Raw genomic sequence first — 15851 nt, 5'->3', positions numbered from 1 at the left:
GGTCAGCCCGCGAACGGCGGTTGGGGCAGGCCCTTGCCGGCGCCCGGCACCACCAGCAGTGAACCCGCCACCGGGTGCGGCGCGTTCAGGCCCACCCGGGCCGTGGTGACGTACAGGTCGGTGAGGTCCGGGCCGCCGAACGCGCACGCGGTGACACGCGGGGCCGGCAGGGTGATCACCCGGTCCAGCTCGCCCTGCGGGGTGTAGCGGCGCACCGCCGCCCCGTCCCACAGGGCGACCCACACACAGCCGTCGGCGTCGACGGTGAGGCCGTCGGGGAAACCGGCGCCGTCCTCGATCGCGACGAGGGTACGGCGACCGGTGATCCGCCCGTCCTCGTGATCGAAGACGTCGACCCGCCTTGTCGGCGAGTCCACGTAGTACATGAGCCGTCCGTCCGGGCTCCACCCGGTGCCGTTGCTGACGGCCACGTCGTCGAGGACGGTGGTGTGGGTGCCGTCGGCGGTGATCCGGGACAGGGTGCCGCCGCCCGGCGTCTCGTCGTAGCGCATGGTGCCGGCCCAGAGGGAGCCGTCGGGGGCGACGGCGGCGTCGTTGGCGCGGCGGCCGGGGACGGGCTCGCGGTGCAGCCAGCGGAAGGCGCCGTCCGGGTCGAGCACGGCCACCCCGTCGCGGAGGTTGAGGACCAGGCCGCCGTTCGCGCGGGGCTTGGCGGCGCCGATGTGCTGGTCGAGGACGCGGACGGTGCGCCGGCCCGTGGCGGGTTCGTAGGTGTGCAGCCGGGCGCCGAGGATGTCGATCCACAGCAGGCGGTTCCCGGCGGTGTCCCAGGTGGGCCCCTCGCCGAGGGTGGCCTCGGCCCGGACGGCGACGTCGTACGTGCTGGAGCGGGTCGTGCCGCTGGAGCCGGTCATGCCGTGCCCCGGTGGCCGAGGCGCTCGGAGAGTTCGCCGGCGCCCTTGAGGGCGAGCTGTTCGAGCTCGGCGCGCCGGTCCTCGCTCCAGCGGATCATCGGCACGGAGATGGAGAGCGCGGCGACGACCTGCCCGGAACGGTCGCGGACCGGGGCGGCCACGCAGGAGACGTCCGGGTTGGACTCCCGGTTCTCGATGGCCACGCCGCGCCGCCGGATGTCGTCCAGGGCCTCGCGCAGGGCACCGGGGTCGGTGATGCTGTTCGGTGTCATGGCGACGAGCGGCACGCCCTCCTGGATCCGGGAGGCGAGCTGCTGCTCGGGGAGGGAGGCGAGGAGCATCTTGCCGACGGAGGTGCAGTGGGCCGGCAGCCGGCGCCCCGCCGCGGAGACCATCCGCACCGCGTGCGTCGAGTCGACCTTGGCGATGTAGATGACGTCGGTGCCCTCCAGGATCGCCACGTGCACGGTCTCGTCACAGGTCTCGGCGACGGCCCGGGCGACCTGCTGCCCCTCGGCGGCGAGGTCGAGCTGCTCGGCGTAGCGGCTGCCGAGCTGGTACGGCCGGACCCCGAGCCGGTAGCGTCCGGGCTGACCGGGGACCTGGACGATGTACGACCGGGCGGCGAGAGTGGTCACCAGCTCGTGGACGGTGGTGCGGGGCAGCTGGAGCTTGCGCACTATGTCGGGGGCGGAGAGCGTGCCGTCCCCGTCGAGGAAGAGCTCGAGAATGTCGAGAGCCCGGGTCACGGCAGGTACGAGGCGTCCCACAACCTGCCCCCCTTCTGTTGTCGTCTAAGGCGTCTGCGTTCGAAATTTCAACAGACGATCGGCATGACGAACACAGGCTAGCGACAGGCCGTTTCCCCAGGCAATGGGCAAGCGCCGCGTTGGCCCACTCCGTGCACGAAACGTCACCCTGCGTGTCTCACGCCAGCTCCCCCCGCAGCCGCCTGGTCCGGAGGACCAGTTCCAGTTCGAAGCGGCGGTCCGGGTCGTCTATCTCGTCGCCCCACAGTTCCCGGATCTGGCGCAGGCGGTAGCGGACGGTCTGGGGGTGGACGCCCAGGCGGGCGGCGACCTCGGGGGCGCCGCCGCGGGTCTCCAGCCAGGCGAGCAGGGTCTCCGCGAGGCGGCGGGCGTGGGTGGGGCCGCAGTGCTGGAGGGGGGAGAGACAGCGCAGGGCCAGGTCGTCCATCAGTTCCTCCGGCTGGAGGAGGACCAGGGCCTCGGTGTGCTCGGTGCAGTACAGGACTTCGCCCCCGGGCAGCAGGTCCCGTTCCATCAGGCGTACGGCCGCCTCGGCCCAGCGCAGCGACTTCACCGCGTCCGCCAGCGGGACCGGGGGGCCGATCGCGCCCGACCAGCCGGTCAGGGCCCGGTGCAGGAGTTCGGGGCGGCCGGCCGCGTCCGGTTCCGGAACGACCATGCGGGGCTGCTCGTAGTCCATGTCCAGCAGGACGCCCTGGGTCACCGCGGGCGGCACCGCCTCCCGGGCCGGGCGGAGCAGGACGCCGACCGCGACCTTCCGCGGGAGCGGCCAGCCGATGCGGGCCGCGCGCTCGGTGAGGGCCTCGGCCGGGTCGCCGTGGTGCCGGTCGGCCAGCAGCAGTTCCATCAGGCGGCGCTGGAGGCGCAGACGCTCACCGGCCTGCCGGGCCGCCGCCTCCGCGTAGCCGCGCACCGACTGGTCGACCAGGCCGTCCAGGTACTCGTAGCCCGCGTCGACCAGCTCGTACATCGCGGGCGGCGGGATCTCCACGCGCTGGCCGATGTCGGCGAAACGGCGCCAGGCCAGGCGTACGCCCATGCGGTAGATCGCCTGGAGGGAGTCGAGACTCCGGCCGTTCAGGCCCTCGCCCCTGCCGAACTCCTGGAAGACCCCGGGCGGGACCGTCGGACGGCCCTCCGCGGTCTCCAGGTGCTGGACGAAGACCTCGATCGCGCGGCGGATGCCGACCAGGGCCATCGGCTCCCCTGACTCGTCCAGGACGACCGGCAGATGCGGGTACTCGCGGCGGATCTCGCTCAGGATCTCCTCCGCGAGCGCCGGCGCCTCGGACAGGACGACGGCGGCGAACCGACGGACCTTGGGACGCGGGACGTCATGCCAGGCCGAGCGGGTGTGGACGGCTGCCGGGCGGGCGGCCACCGGTCAACTCCCCTGGTCCGGCTGCTCGTAGGTGATCAAGGGGGTGTTGGGCTGCTCGGGCGTCGCCTCCAGCAGCGCCACGATGCCGAGCGCGGCACCGAGGGCGAGCAGAGCGGCGGCCACGACGGTCAGTGCGGCGGCGAGCAGTCTGGACATCGCAGGGGCAGCCTCTCTCGAGCGGCTCGATCCGGCGTACATCCCCACCCGGAACCCGGCCCGGCACCCACCTGCCTGTGGACCCAGTGTCGACAGGACCCTGATACCCCGTCAAGACGTTGACACTCCGTCAATGAACGCCTACGGTCTCCGGCCCATAGAGCGGCCCGAACTCCGTCATCTCACGCCCCTGGAGTGTCCGGATGCGCCGTACAGCCTCCCCCATCTCCCTGATCCTGCTGGGACTCGGCACGTTTCTGCTGGTGCTGGCGCCTCTGCTCGCGTGGTACGTGGAACCGCGGGCCGCCGTGAACCCGGTCGACATCGACCAGACCGCCGTCTACCGCGGGACGGGCAGCGTCTTCGACACCGAACAGGTCAAGACCGTCCCCGACCAGCGGATCACCGTCACCCAGCGGGTGCGCGGCGACGTCGAGGACAGCGAGCGCAGCGGCCGGGCCGCGGTGTGGGACGTGACCACCACCGTCGACACCGACAAGTCGCTGCCGGCCGCGGACCCCCACGACGCCCTGGAGTTCGTCCCGCACCGCTGGGTCATGGACCGGAAGACCACCAAGCCCGTGCACTGCTGCGGCGAGAAGCCGTACATCGAGGGCGAGGCCTACCTGAAGTTCCCCTTCGACGTGCAGCGACGCTCCTACCAGTGGTGGGACAACTCCCTCGGTTCCACGGTGACTCTGCACTACCGGGGTACGAAGAAGGTTCAGGGGTACACGGGTTACCGGTTCACCGGCACCGTGGCCCCGGCGAAGGTCGGGACCCGCCTGGTGCCGGGCACGATCGTGGACGAGCCCGACCGGCCGCAGGTGCTGGCCGAGGAGTGGTACTCCAACCACGGCATCGAGCTGGTCGTGGACCAGCGCACCGGCCGGGTCGTCTACGCCCAGGTGGGCCCCAGGCGCACCCTGCGGGCACCCGGTGCGAAGAAGGACGCCGTGGTCCTGCTGGACAGCCGTGAGATCGCGTTCACGACCGCGACCCAGAAGGAAGCGGTACGGCTGGCCGAGCGGGACAGCGGACAACTGCGCGCGGTGGGCACGACGTTGCCGATCGGGGCTGCCGTGGCCGGATTCGTACTCGCGGTCGTGGGGGGCGTTTTGGTGGTACGGGGACGCAGGCGCCCCGAGTCCACCGATATGAGCGGTACGCCCGAGCCCGTCCTCACGATGTGACTGGACGTCAGCTCTAATAAGCCCGGAAATTGTCACGTACGTGAGTAGCCACGGCGTTCCGGTGGGCGAAAACTGTGCCACCCCACCCGAGCACAACCCACCCACAGCCACCTCCCAGGAAGCGCACAGTCCCCCCACAAGCAGGCGGAAAACACCGCTGAGTTCCGCACCCTGAGACGAGTTGGAGCACCCATGCCCCAGCACGTGCCCCATCCGCTGCGGTCGCCTTCACAGGCGTCGCAACGGCAACCCTCATCGCACCACCCGCAGCACTCCCCGGCGCTCCCCCCACCTCCGCGCCGCATCGTCTTCCTCGCCCACCGCGACCTCGACAACCCGTCCGCCGGCGGCTCCGAGCTGCTCGTCGACCGGCTCGCCGACGGACTGACCCGACTCGGCCACCAGGTGACCCTGCTGTGCGGCGGGCCCGCCTCGTACCGGGACTACCGGGTCGTGTCGGCGGGCAGCGAGTTCGGGCACTACCTGCGCGCCCGTGCGGCCTTCACCCGCCAGGTCGGCGAGACCGACCTGCTGGTCGAGGTCTGCAACGGCATGCCGTACCTCGCGCCGCTCTGGCACCGCGGCCCCACCCTCTGCCTGGTCAACCACGTGCACACCGACCTGTGGAAGATGCGGTTCGGCGGCCCGCTGGCGCCCGCCGCACGGCTCGGCCGAAGACTCGAACACTGGGCGCTGGCCGGTGCGGCGGCCCGCGGGCGGAGTCTGCTGGTGGCCGTGTCCCCGTCGACCGCGCACGCGCTGCGGGCGATCGGTGTCGAGCGGGACCGGATCCGGGTCGTGCACAACGGGGTCGAGGAGCCGGAGCCGCTGGTGCGGCGCTCACCGGAACCGCTGTTCGTGGCCGTCGGCCGGCTGGTCGAGTACAAGCGGATCGATCTGCTGCTGCGGCTGTGGGAGCGGGTGCGGCCGGTGACCGGTGGCCGGCTGGTGATCGTGGGCGACGGCCCCGAGCGGGCCCGTCTGGAGCAACTCGCCGGTCCTGGCGTGGAGTTCACCGGGCATGTGTCCGAGGCGGAGAAGCACCGGCTGCTCTGCGAGGCGTGGCTGCTGCTGCATCCGTCCGCGGTGGAGGGGTGGGGGCTGGTGGTGACCGAGGCCGCGAGCCGGGAGACGCCGACCGTCGCCTTCGACGTGCCCGGGCTGCGGGATTCCGTCGTGGACGGGGAGACGGGGGTTCTCGCGCGCGGGGAGTCCTCGTTCGCCGCCTCATGGTGCACGTTGGCTCTTTCCTCACGTCGCCGGGAGCTGATGGGCAAGGCGGCTCGTGATCGGGCCTCGCGGTTCCGTTGGGATCGGACTGTCAGACAGTTCCGTGCGGTTGCTTCGGAGGCGGTGAGGGGCTGGGGGCCGTGAAACGGGTGCGGCGCCGTCGTGGCTGGTCGCGCCTGCGCGGCGGTAGCCGCATATCCAATGCAGCCCCGCGCCCCCAAAATCTCAGGGACCCCTCGTTTCGACGTTCTCTGAATCTCCTTCGCGCCTTCCGGCACGAGCAGGATGATCCCGATGCCTGCTATTCGCTGCTCGCCCGTGACGCCGTCGACCAGGTCGAGGCCTACGACGGGCCCGTCGCCGGGCGTACCGTCGTGGACGTCGGTGGTGGGAGCGGGTACTTCACCGAGGAGTTCCGCAGGCGGGGAGCCCGGGCGTTTCTCTTCGAACCCGACCCCACCGAACTCGGTGAGAAGCCGCCCGACTCCACCGTGATCGCCGACGGCTACCTGCTCCCCCTCCAGGACGCCTCCGCCGACGTGACCTTCTCCTCCAACGTCCTTGAGCACGTGGCCGATCCGCAGACCTTTCTCAGTGAGCTCGTCCGGGTCACCCGGCCCGGCGGGCTGATCTACGTGTCGTTCACCAACTGGCTGTCCCCGTGGGGCGGTCACGAGTGGGCGCCCTGGCACTACCTGGGAGCCGAGCGGGCCCGGGCCCGCTATCGGCGCCGTACCGGGAAGGCCGCCAAGCACACCCTCGGCGAGAACCTGTTCGCCGTGCACATCGGCCCGACCCTGCGGCAGGTGCGCGCCCGGGACGACGTCACGGTCGTCTCGGCGCGCTCCCGCTACTGGCCCTTCCTCGCGGAGACCGTCGTCCGGGCTCCCGGCATCCGCGAGGTCGCCACCTGGAACCTCCTCCTCATCCTCCGGCGGTGTCCACGATGACGACGTCCACGGTCCAGGCCCCTCCTCCGGCAGCCGCCGCCGGCACGGCGATCATGTCGGGGCCGCCGGAGGGCCCCCGGTCGCGCCGCTGGCTGCTCGGGTTCTGGGCCGTGGTCCTCGTGCTGTTCCTGGCGGTGCACCCGGGCCGGCAGACCTTCGACACCAAGCTCGGCGTCACCACGGACCCCGGCCGGTTCCTCGCCGATCTCGGGCAGTTGTGGCACGACCAGGGGTCCTTCGGCGGGATCCAGGACCAGTACGTCGGCTATCTGTGGCCGATGCTGCCGTTCCACTGGCTGGGCCACGCCCTCCATTTGCCGGTGTGGCTGGTGGAACGGCTGTGGCTGTCGGTGGTCGTGTCGGTGGCCTTCTGGGGCGCGCTCCGGCTGGCCGAGCGGCTGCGTGTCGGCAACGGGGCCGGACGGCTGCTGGCCGCCGTCGCGTACGCGCTGTGGCCGACCTTCACGATCGTCGTCGGCTCGACCTCGGCCGCCGCACTGCCCGGCGCCTTCCTGCCCTGGGTGCTGCTGCCGCTGACGAACGAGCGCTACAGCGCCCGCGTCGCCGCCCTGCGCTCGGCGCTGGTCATCCCGTTCATGGGCGGGGTGAACGCGGCCTCCACCCTCGCCTGTCTGCTGCCCGTCGGCCTGTACCTGCTGTCCCGGCCGCCCGGGCCTCGGCAGCGCAAGCTGCTCTCCTGGTGGGTGCCGGGCGTGGTCCTGGCGACCGCCTGGTGGGTGATCCCGCTGCTGCTGCTCGGCTTCTACGGCGAGAACTTCCTGCCGTACGTCGAGAACGCGCGGACCACCACCGAGACGATGTCGGCGACGGAGGCGCTGCGCGGTGCAGGGAACTGGGTGGCCTATCTGCACCTGGGGGAGGCGTGGCTGCCGGCCGGCTGGACCGTGGCTTCCTCGGTGGTCGTGATCCTCTGCTCGGCGTTCGCGGCCGGGCTCGGCCTCGCGGGCCTGGCGCGACGGGACATGCCGGAGCGGCGCTGGCTGGTGCTGACCGCGCTCACCGCGGTGCTGGTGCTGCTCGCGGGGTACGGCGGCGCGTTCGGCGCCCCCTTCCACGGGCTGGTGCAGGACTGGCTGAACGGCTGGCTCGCCCCCTTCCGCAACATCTACAAGTTCCAGCCGGGCCTCGCCCTCGCGCTGGTGCTGGGCCTCGCCCATCTGGTGGGGGTGGCCACCGAGCCCCGCGGGGCGAGAGAGGTCAGGGGGCGCCGGTACGCCCCGCTCGTGGCAGCCGTCCTGGTCCTGCCCGGGCTGATGTGGCCGTATCTCAACGGCTCGATCCTCAACCCGGGTTCCTTCCAGGAACTGCCGAAGTACTGGCACACCACGGCCGACTGGCTCGAGAAGTACTCCCCCGACTCGCGCGCCCTCGTCGTCCCGGCGACCGCGCACGGCATCTACACCTGGGGCTCCCCCATCGACCAGCCGCTCGACGTCCTCGCCGGGTCCCGCTGGGCGCAACGGGACTACGTCCCCTTCGGCACCCCCGGCAACCGGCGGGCCATGGACGCGGTCGAACAGGCATTGATGACCGGCGGCGACATACCGGGCCTGGCGGACTACCTGAGCCGGGCCGGGGTCTACTACGTCGTCGTCCGCAACGACCTCGACCCGGACCAGATCGGCGCCGTGTCGTCCTCGGTGGTCAAGCGGGCCCTCGAACAGTCCGGCTACGAGCGGGTGACGGGCCTCGGGCCGCTCATGACGGGCGGGAAGATCGCGAACGACACCCCGCTCCAGATCGAGGGGCTGTACCCGAGGCAGCGGGCCGTGGAGATCTACCGGCCGGCGAGCGAGAGCGTGCCCCGGCCGGGCCAGGCCCGGTTGCTGCCGGTCGCCGACACCGCCCAGGTGTCCGGCGGCCCCGAGTCCCTGCTGCCGCTGGCCACCGAACTCCGCGGCCGGGCAACGGTGTTGACCGGCGACAACCATCCCGGGCTCGGCACCCCGGCGCTCCAGATCGTCGGTGACGGGCTGCGGCGGGCCGACACCCGGTTCGGGCTCGTCAACGCGAACACGTCGTACACGTACACCGGCGACGAGCGGAACGCCTCCGGGGCCGCGCAGGACGCCGGGGAGAAACCGCACCAGATCCTGCCGACGACGGGCCTCGGCCACCAGACGGTCGCCGAACTGCGCGGCGCCCGTGCGGTGACGGCGTCCTCGTACGGCAACTGGCTCTTCCACCTGCCGCAGTTCGATCCGGTCAACGCCTTCGACGGCAACCCCGACACCGCGTGGGCGGAGGGCGTGGCGGGCTCGCCGGACGGGCAGTGGCTGCGCATCGACTTCTCCGACCCGGCGTACGACATGCCCTCGTCGTTCAAGGTCACGCCGTTGCCGCAGGAGAGCGTGCGGTCCGCGGCGACCGAGGTGCGGGTGGCGACGGAGAACGGGTCACGGACCAGTTTCCTGCGCGCGGACGGCTCCCCGCAGAGCATCGAGGCGCCGCCCGGGACCACGGGGTGGATGAAGCTGACGATCACCGACTCGGTGGCGCGGCGGACCGGGCTGGCCGGGGCCGGATTCTCGGAGATCGACCTGCCGGACGTGCAGGTGACCCGGCTGCTGCGGCTGCCGACCGACGCCGACTCCTCCGACGCGTCCGCCGAGACCGTCTCCCTGCACCGGGTGCCCGACCCGGCCGGGATCTCCCCGACCGGCACCGAGGCGGGCCTGCACCGCCGCTTCACCACCGAGGCCCGGGGGACGTACGCGGTGAAGGCGAGCGCGGTGCCGGTGACCGGGGAGGCTCTCGACAAACTGCTGTACGAGGTCGCCCCCGACCAGCGCGAGCGCATCACGGCGACCGCCGACTCCACGGCCACGCTCGGCACGGGACTGTCCGCCCGCAACCTCACCGACGGTGATCTCACGACGGCCTGGATCGCGGGCGACCGCCCCACGATCCACCTCAGCTGGAACGGCAAACAGCCCATCTCCGAGATCGTGCTGGCGCCCGCGGGCGGCCTCTCCACCCGGCCCACCGAGGTCGACATCAGCTCACCCGACGGCGCGACGGTCGCCGGGGTCGACGAGAACGGCGCGGTGCGCTTCCCGGCGATCACCACCGACCGCCTCGACATCACGATCACCAAAACGGCCCCGCTGACCCTGCACAACCCGGTCGCCGACGAGGACCTCCAGCTCCCGGTGGGCCTGACGGAGGCGTACCTGCCGGCCCTCGACCAGTACCGCACCCCGCAGCCCAAGGCCTCCCGGACGTTCTCGCTGCCGTGCGGGAAGGGCCCGGTGGTGGCGGTCGACGGCACGCTGTACCAGACGGGCGTGTCGGGCCGGATCCGCGACCTGACCGACCGGCGCCCGCTCACGGTGACGCTCTGTCAGAGCAGCCGCTCGAACGCGGAGTTGACCCTCGACTCCGGTGAACACGTCGTCGAGGCGGGCGACGCCGGACCACTCGCCCTCACCGACCTCACCCTGACCCGCGGCACGGTCGCCGAACCCACCGCTCTCACCCGCGAGTTGCGCATCCAGGACTGGCTCGGCGACAGGCGCGAGGTCACCGTCGGCTCGGGAGCGTCCTCCTACCTGACGACGTACGAGAACTACAACGACGGCTGGAAGGCCACCCTGAACGGCAGGACCCTGTCGTCGGTGCGCCTGGACGGCTGGCAGCAGGGCTGGCGGATCCCCGCGGGCGCGGGCGGCACGGTGAAGCTGTCGTACACACCCGCGACGACGTACGACGGCGCGCTGATCGGCAGCGGGGTCGCCCTGGCGGTCCTGGTGGGTCTGGTCCTGTGGCGCAGGCGCTCCCCGAACCCCGACGAACCGCAGCGGGTGCCTGCGGCGCCCGGGCTGTGGCTCGGGGCGGTGGCGCTGACGCTGGTCGGCGTGGTGGTCGCGGGCTGGTTCGCCCTGCTGGTCCCGGCCCTGGCCGTTCTCGCCTCCCGGCGCCATGCCTGGCTGGTGCCGATCGCCTTCGCCTCCCTGGCGGGGGCCGGGATCGCCGCCGCGGCGGGAGCGGGAGAACCGGTGGGCGCGTCGCAGGGCGCCTTCGGGCACACGGCTCAACTGCTGGCGCTCATCGGCCTGTTCGCGGCCCTGGTGAGTGTGCGAGAGGAAGGGGACGACCCGGCATGACCACCCCCGCACGGATCCCGTTCCCGGTGGTGGACGAGGTCTCCCGGCACTGCCTCCAGGACGAGGAACCGGAGACGGTCCACATCGAGGTGCATCTGCCGGGCCGACTGGACCCGGCACGCATGAGAAAGGCGTTCACGGAGGCCCTGCACCGCCATCCCCGCATCCTGATGCGGGAGGTGGCGGGGGGTTGGTACCGCCGCCGCTACGAGTGGGAGCTGACGGCGGAACCGGATGTGGAGGTGGTGAGCTTCCCGACTCCGGACGGGAACGCGTTGCGGGACGCGAGGACCAGGGCCCTGGCAGAGGCACCTCCCCTCTCGCTGTCCCCACCGATACGGCTGGAGGTGGTTCAGGGAGGGGGACTTGCCGCGACCGTCCTCTTCCTCACCATCAACCACACAGCCCTGGACGGCCCCGCCTGCCTCCGTATCCTCGCCACAGCGGCGGAGATCTACGGCGGCAGGGACAACGCCCCGGCCCCCGCCCCCACCCGCGCCGCCCGGGAACAACCCGCAGCCCCCGAGAACACCCCCTCCAACTGGGCCCGCCCGGCCCGCGTGGCGCAAGGCACCCCGGAACACTCCCCCGGCAACGGTCTCCTCGTCACCGAACTCCCCCTCCCCCACCGCCCCAAGGACTCCCCCTGGACGGTCAACGACCAGCTCATGGTCACCACGGCCCTGACGATCGCCCACTGGAACAGGGAACACGGCGAGTCCCCCCGCCCCCTCCGTATCACCATGCCCGTGGACGACCGCCCCAGGGACATGACGATGCCGATGGGAAACGGCACCCGCCTGGTCGAAGTCCCCTTCTCGCCCACGGAGTTGACCCGCGAACCGGAGGACATGCCGGACCTCCTGCGCCGCACCGCCCGGCGGACCCGCGCCCTCAAGTCGCTCACCCGCCCCCAACTCGGCCACGGCGCAGGCCTGCTCACCGCCCCGGTCACCCCGGTGGCCTGGCGCGCGGCCCTCACCAGAGGTCTGCGCAGGGCAGCCGCGCCCTGGACCTCCACCACCCTGCTCAGCAACATCGGCCGCATCCCGTACCCCCTGGACTTCGGCGAGGAGGCCGGTCGGGCGCACGCCGTGTGGTTCTCGGCGCCCGCCAGGATGCCCCGCGGCCTCACGGTCACGACCGCCTCCACGGCAGGCCGGCTGCATCTCGCCCTGCGCTGGTCGCGGACGCTGCTCGGCCACGGCGACGGCGACCGTCTGCGGGACCTGTTCGAGCACTACCTGCACACCACGGAGGGGACCTCGTGAACACCACCGCGCCCCCGCGCCGCGGCGGCCTCAGGGACTTCTACGAGGACCCCGCGGTGCCGGTCGCCTCCGGCACGCCCCGCTCCCTGCGCCAGGCCCGCATGCTGGCCAGGGCCCTCGACAGCGCCGGCCGGACCGGGCGCACGGTCCTCGACATCGGCTGCGGCGACGGCACCGCGGCCGCCACCGCCGCACCCCTGCTCGCCGGTCACACGATCGTCGGCGTCGACTGGTCCCAGGACGCCCTCAAGCGGGCCCGCGCGAGGCTGCCGTACGCCGTCCGGGGCGAACTGACCGGTCCCGGGCTGCCGTTCGCGACCGGTTCGGTCGACGCCGTGCTGTTCAGCGAGGTGGTCGAGCATCTCGTCGACCCGGATGCCGCGCTGGACGAGATCCGCCGCATCCTGCGCCCCGGAGGTCATCTCATGCTGTCCACACCGAACCTGGCCGCCTGGTACAACCGCGGGCTGCTCCTCGCCGGGGTCCAGCCGGTGTTCTCGGAGGTGAGCCTGCGGGCGATCCACGGGCGGCCGGGCCGGGAGGTCGTGGGACATCTGCGGCTGTACACGGCGCGTGCGCTGCGGGAGTTCGTCGCGGCGGCCGGCTTCGAGGTCGTACGGCTGGAAGGGGCCCCCTTCCACGGAGTGCCGCGCCCGCTGCGCGCGTTGGACCGGCTGGCGTGTGCCAGACCGTCGCTCGCGTCGATCCTGCTGCTGCACGCCCGGAAGACCTAGGGGGCGGCGCCCGTGTGGTGGGGAGTGGCGGCGGCCCTGTTGGCGAACACCCTGTACAGCGTCGGATTCGTGCTGGAGAAGCGGGCGCTGACCGCCCTGCCGGAGGTGTCGATCCGCCGGCCCGCCAAGCTGCTCGGGCTGGTGCTGCGCAGCCCGCTGTGGATCGGCGGGTCGCTGTCGCTGGCGGCCGGGTTCGGGGCGCAGCTCGCGGTGTACCGGACCCTGCCCATCGCGGCCGCACAGGGCATCTTCGTCTCCGGTCTGGTGCTGCTGGTGCTGCTGTCCGCGCGACTGCTGGGCGAGGAGACGACCGGCCGGGAGCGGTACGCGCTGGGCGCCATCCTGCTCGCGCTGCTGATGGTCGTGCTGTCCCTGAAGGAGGGCTCGGACCGGGTCAGCCGGGACGCCCCCTACCAGCTGATCCTGCTGGTGTGCGTGCCGTCGCTGGCGGCGGGCGTGTGGCTGTACGGGTCCGCCGAGCGGCGCACCCGGCACCGGCACCGCATGCCGACGACCGGTGTCGAGTACGGCGTGGCCGTGGGCCTGCTGTACGGGGTCAGCTCGCTGGCCATCAAGGGCGTGTCGAGCTGCCTGACCGCAACCGGCCTGGGCAGCGCGGTGGTTGACCTCCTGCGCTCCCCGTATCCGTATCTCCTGTTGTTCACCGGGGCGTTCGGCCTGGTGATGTCGCAGGCGGCGCTCCAGCGCTGCCGGGCCTCGCTGATCGTGCCCGTGTGCACGACGGTGACCTGCCTGTACACGGCGGTGCTCGGCACGCTGTCGTTCGGCGAGTCCCTGCCCCACGACCCGCTGCGGCTCGCGCTGCGTCTCGCGGGCACGGTGCTCGCCGTCGCCGTCCTGCTGGCCATGCCCAAGCACGATCCGGCTCCTCAACCCCCTATCGGCGCCAAGGAGTTGACTCCCCCATGAAACCCGACGACCCGCTGCTCCAGATCCTGGCCTGTCCGCTCGACAAGGGCCCCCTGCATCTCGTACCGCCGGACGAGGCCCTCTACAACCCGCGGCTGCGGCGCCGCTACCCGATCGTCGACGGCATCCCCCAGCTGCTGCCGGCCTCCGGGGAGCAGGTCTCCGACGACGAGCACGAGGACCTGTTGCGCCGCTGTACCGGGGGTTCCCCCCAGACCCCCGGGATGATTCCATGACCCGATCTGCGCGCACCTGGGCGGCGAGAGTGGCCCCGCTGCTGCCCACCCCGCTCGTCGCGGCGGCCGCCCGGGCCGTGTACCCGCGCTTCGAGCCGGAGCTCGCCCGGCTGGCCGAGCTGTGCCCGGCGGGCTGCGGGACGGCCGTGGACGTGGGCGGCTGGTACGGGCCGTGGACGCGGCGGCTGGCCGGGCGGGCGCGACGGGTGGTGACCGTCGAGCCGGTGCCGCATCTGGCCCGGCTGCTGACCTCTGCGGCCCCGGCGAACGTGCAGGTCGTGCAGGCCGCGGCCGCGGACCGGCCGGGCACCGCCCGGCTGTGGCTGCCGCCCGGCGACGAGGGCGACCGCGGGGTGTCCTCGCTGGTCCGGCGGGACATCCACGGCCGGGCACTGGAGGTGCGCTGCGTCACCCTGGACGAACTGGCCCTGACGGACGTCGGGTTCATCAAGATCGACGTGGACGGCAGCGAGCTGGCGGTGCTGCGCGGGGCGACCGGCATCCTCGCGCGCGACCGGCCCGCGCTCTTCGTGGAGCTGGAGTCCCGGATCCAGCCGATCGCCCCGGTGGTGACCTACCTCTCGCTGCTCGGCTACGACGGCTGGGTGCTGCCCCGCGCCACCTGGGTCCCGCTGTCCGGCTTCCCCCTGGAGGCGCACCAGGAGCGGGCCTCGTACGTCGTCTCGCAGGGTCTGCTGCGCCGGGTGCTGCCCTTCGTGCCCCGCCCGCGGTACATCAACTCGGTGCTGTTCCTGCCGGACGGCCGCAGGCCCGGTGTCAGTGCCGTCGGGGACGATGGGGACCATGCCCTCCGGAAAGCCCCCGACCGGCCCGTTCACCGTCCATGACTTCCAGCTGGTCCTGCTGCGCCGCATGGCCGACCACAATCCCGGCCCGGTGGAGGACGCCCGGCGTGCCCTGGGTGTCTCGATCGCGGAGATGCGGGAGGCCAACCGGCGCTGGCAGGCGATGGTCCGCTCGCCGCGCGCCCGCGCCGCCGCCTCCCGGTACCGCTCGGTCCTCGGCACCCCGGAGACCGAGCTCACCCGCACGGTGGGTGACCTGGAGTGCGAGGCGTGGCTGTGGCCGGTGCCGCTCTGGCCCGACCTGCGCTTCGAGGTCCTGCTCGCACCGACCGGCGCGGTGTGGAACGAGTGGCTGATCCGGGCGCCCGGCGCGACCGGCCCCGCCCTGCGCACCCTCGCCGACCTCACCCCCTGGTCCTGCACGGTCGACGAGGCGGCCCGCGCCTTCGCCCCGGCCCGTCCGCTGGAGGGCACGGCACCGACCCGCTGGGGGCTGTCATTCACCGCCCCGGACGAGGAGGGGGTCCGGCGGGAGGTGGTCGCCGAGTTCACCTGGGGCCTGCTCCAGAGATGGGCGCCGCGCTGACCCGCGCCGCCGCAGCGTCCCCACCAGTGTGGCCAGGTCCGCCGCGAGAGGTATCTCGATCGTGTCCAGGGCGGGGTGCTCCAGCCAGTGCAGCCGGGGCCGGTCCAGGGACTCCCCGTGCCGGGGCGGCCAGCCCGTCGCCGGGGTGAAGTCGTCGACGACGATCCGGCCGCCGGGGACGAGGAACCGCGCCGGATCGGCCGGGGTGTCGTCAGGGGCCTTCCCGGTGCCGCCGCCGTCGAGGACCAGCAGGTCGTAGGGGCCGTCGGCCTCGACGCGGGTCCAGTCGCCGCACAGGACCCGCACCTCGGGGCGGTCGGCGAAGACCTGCGCGGCGACCCGCGCCCGCTCCGGGTCGCGCTCGACGCTGACCAGCCGTACGCCGTCCCGCGCCCCCGAGGCCAGCCACGCGAGGCCGACCCCGGAGCCGGTGCCCGTCTCCCCGATCGCCCCGCGCGCGCCGCCCGCCAGGGCGTGCAGCAGACGGCCCTGTTCGGGTCGGCAGGAGTACGGGAAGCCGTGTGCGCGGGCCGCGGCGAGGGCTCGCTCGACGAGCGGCGGGAGCCCGGTCTCCCGGTCGTGGGCGTCTGTTCCGGAGAGCGACAT

15 protein-coding genes are annotated in these 15851 nt (G+C 72.8%); 10 read left to right on the top strand and 5 right to left on the bottom strand.

Going from position 1 to position 15851, the window contains the following annotated elements:
- Positions 1-2 precede the first annotated feature (2 nt).
- The 4 genes from H295_RS0116280 to H295_RS47530 all read right to left on the bottom strand — a co-directional run bounded on the left by H295_RS0116280 (position 3) and on the right by H295_RS47530 (position 3182).
- Positions 3-875: an SMP-30/gluconolactonase/LRE family protein gene (locus H295_RS0116280; RefSeq protein WP_020136395.1), complete on the bottom strand. Its 873-nt coding sequence runs from the start codon at positions 873-875 to the stop codon at positions 3-5.
- On the bottom strand, positions 872-1645 hold the full coding sequence (locus tag H295_RS0116275) for an IclR family transcriptional regulator (protein ID WP_028809421.1): 774 nt from the start codon (positions 1643-1645) through the stop codon (positions 872-874). The genes H295_RS0116280 and H295_RS0116275 overlap by 4 nt, the downstream gene beginning before the upstream one ends.
- Positions 1646-1802: 157 nt before the next feature.
- Positions 1803-3026: a PucR family transcriptional regulator gene (locus H295_RS0116270; RefSeq protein ID WP_020136393.1), complete on the bottom strand. Its 1224-nt coding sequence runs from the start codon at positions 3024-3026 to the stop codon at positions 1803-1805.
- 3 nt (positions 3027-3029) lie between these two features.
- On the bottom strand, positions 3030-3182 hold the full coding sequence (locus H295_RS47530) for a hypothetical protein (protein WP_020136392.1): 153 nt from the start codon (positions 3180-3182) through the stop codon (positions 3030-3032).
- A gap of 203 nt (positions 3183-3385) precedes the next feature.
- Here H295_RS47530 and H295_RS0116260 point away from each other — a divergent pair, with 203 nt between their 5' ends.
- From H295_RS0116260 to H295_RS0116215, 10 genes are all read left to right on the top strand, one after another.
- Positions 3386-4375: a DUF3068 domain-containing protein gene (locus H295_RS0116260; RefSeq protein WP_020136391.1), complete on the top strand. Its 990-nt coding sequence runs from the start codon at positions 3386-3388 to the stop codon at positions 4373-4375.
- A 192-nt stretch (positions 4376-4567) separates the two neighbouring features.
- Positions 4568-5749 (top strand): glycosyltransferase family 4 protein, encoded by a 1182-nt coding sequence (locus tag H295_RS0116255; protein WP_020136390.1) that lies wholly within the window; start codon positions 4568-4570, stop codon positions 5747-5749.
- A gap of 50 nt (positions 5750-5799) precedes the next feature.
- On the top strand, positions 5800-6555 hold the full coding sequence (locus tag H295_RS0116250) for a class I SAM-dependent methyltransferase (protein WP_078616666.1): 756 nt from the start codon (positions 5800-5802) through the stop codon (positions 6553-6555).
- Entirely contained in the window at positions 6552-10682 is a 4131-nt protein-coding gene (locus H295_RS0116245) for an alpha-(1->3)-arabinofuranosyltransferase (protein ID WP_020136388.1), read from the top strand. The genes H295_RS0116250 and H295_RS0116245 overlap by 4 nt, the downstream gene beginning before the upstream one ends.
- A complete protein-coding gene (locus tag H295_RS0116240; protein WP_020136387.1) occupies positions 10679-11953 on the top strand; it encodes a condensation protein in 1275 nt (424 codons plus the stop codon). The genes H295_RS0116245 and H295_RS0116240 overlap by 4 nt, the downstream gene beginning before the upstream one ends.
- Positions 11950-12687, top strand: coding sequence for a class I SAM-dependent methyltransferase (locus tag H295_RS0116235; RefSeq protein WP_020136386.1), 738 nt, complete (start codon positions 11950-11952; stop codon positions 12685-12687). Before H295_RS0116240 ends, H295_RS0116235 begins: the two co-directional genes overlap by 4 nt.
- Before the next feature lie 24 nt (positions 12688-12711).
- Positions 12712-13617 carry a hypothetical protein gene (locus H295_RS0116230; RefSeq protein WP_020136385.1) on the top strand — a complete coding sequence of 302 codons (906 nt, stop codon included), beginning with the start codon at positions 12712-12714 and terminating at the stop codon, positions 13615-13617.
- Positions 13614-13853, top strand: a complete 240-nt coding sequence (locus H295_RS0116225) for a Trm112 family protein (RefSeq protein WP_020136384.1) — start codon at positions 13614-13616, stop codon at positions 13851-13853. The genes H295_RS0116230 and H295_RS0116225 overlap by 4 nt, the downstream gene beginning before the upstream one ends.
- Positions 13850-14701 carry an FkbM family methyltransferase gene (locus H295_RS0116220; RefSeq protein ID WP_028809418.1) on the top strand — a complete coding sequence of 284 codons (852 nt, stop codon included), beginning with the start codon at positions 13850-13852 and terminating at the stop codon, positions 14699-14701. The genes H295_RS0116225 and H295_RS0116220 overlap by 4 nt, the downstream gene beginning before the upstream one ends.
- Positions 14658-15245 (top strand): hypothetical protein, encoded by a 588-nt coding sequence (locus tag H295_RS0116215; RefSeq protein ID WP_020136382.1) that lies wholly within the window; start codon positions 14658-14660, stop codon positions 15243-15245. Before H295_RS0116220 ends, H295_RS0116215 begins: the two co-directional genes overlap by 44 nt.
- On the opposite strand, the gene H295_RS0116210 is transcribed toward H295_RS0116215, so the two are convergent.
- Positions 15156-15851, bottom strand: coding sequence for an O-methyltransferase (locus H295_RS0116210; RefSeq protein WP_020136381.1), 696 nt, complete (start codon positions 15849-15851; stop codon positions 15156-15158). The genes H295_RS0116215 and H295_RS0116210 overlap by 90 nt on opposite strands.

It is taken from the genome of Streptomyces sp. 351MFTsu5.1, from assembly GCF_000383655.1.
Taxonomy (GTDB): Bacteria; Actinomycetota; Actinomycetes; order Streptomycetales; family Streptomycetaceae; genus Streptomyces; species Streptomyces griseorubiginosus.
This window is presented reverse-complemented; position numbering and strand designations above follow the sequence as displayed.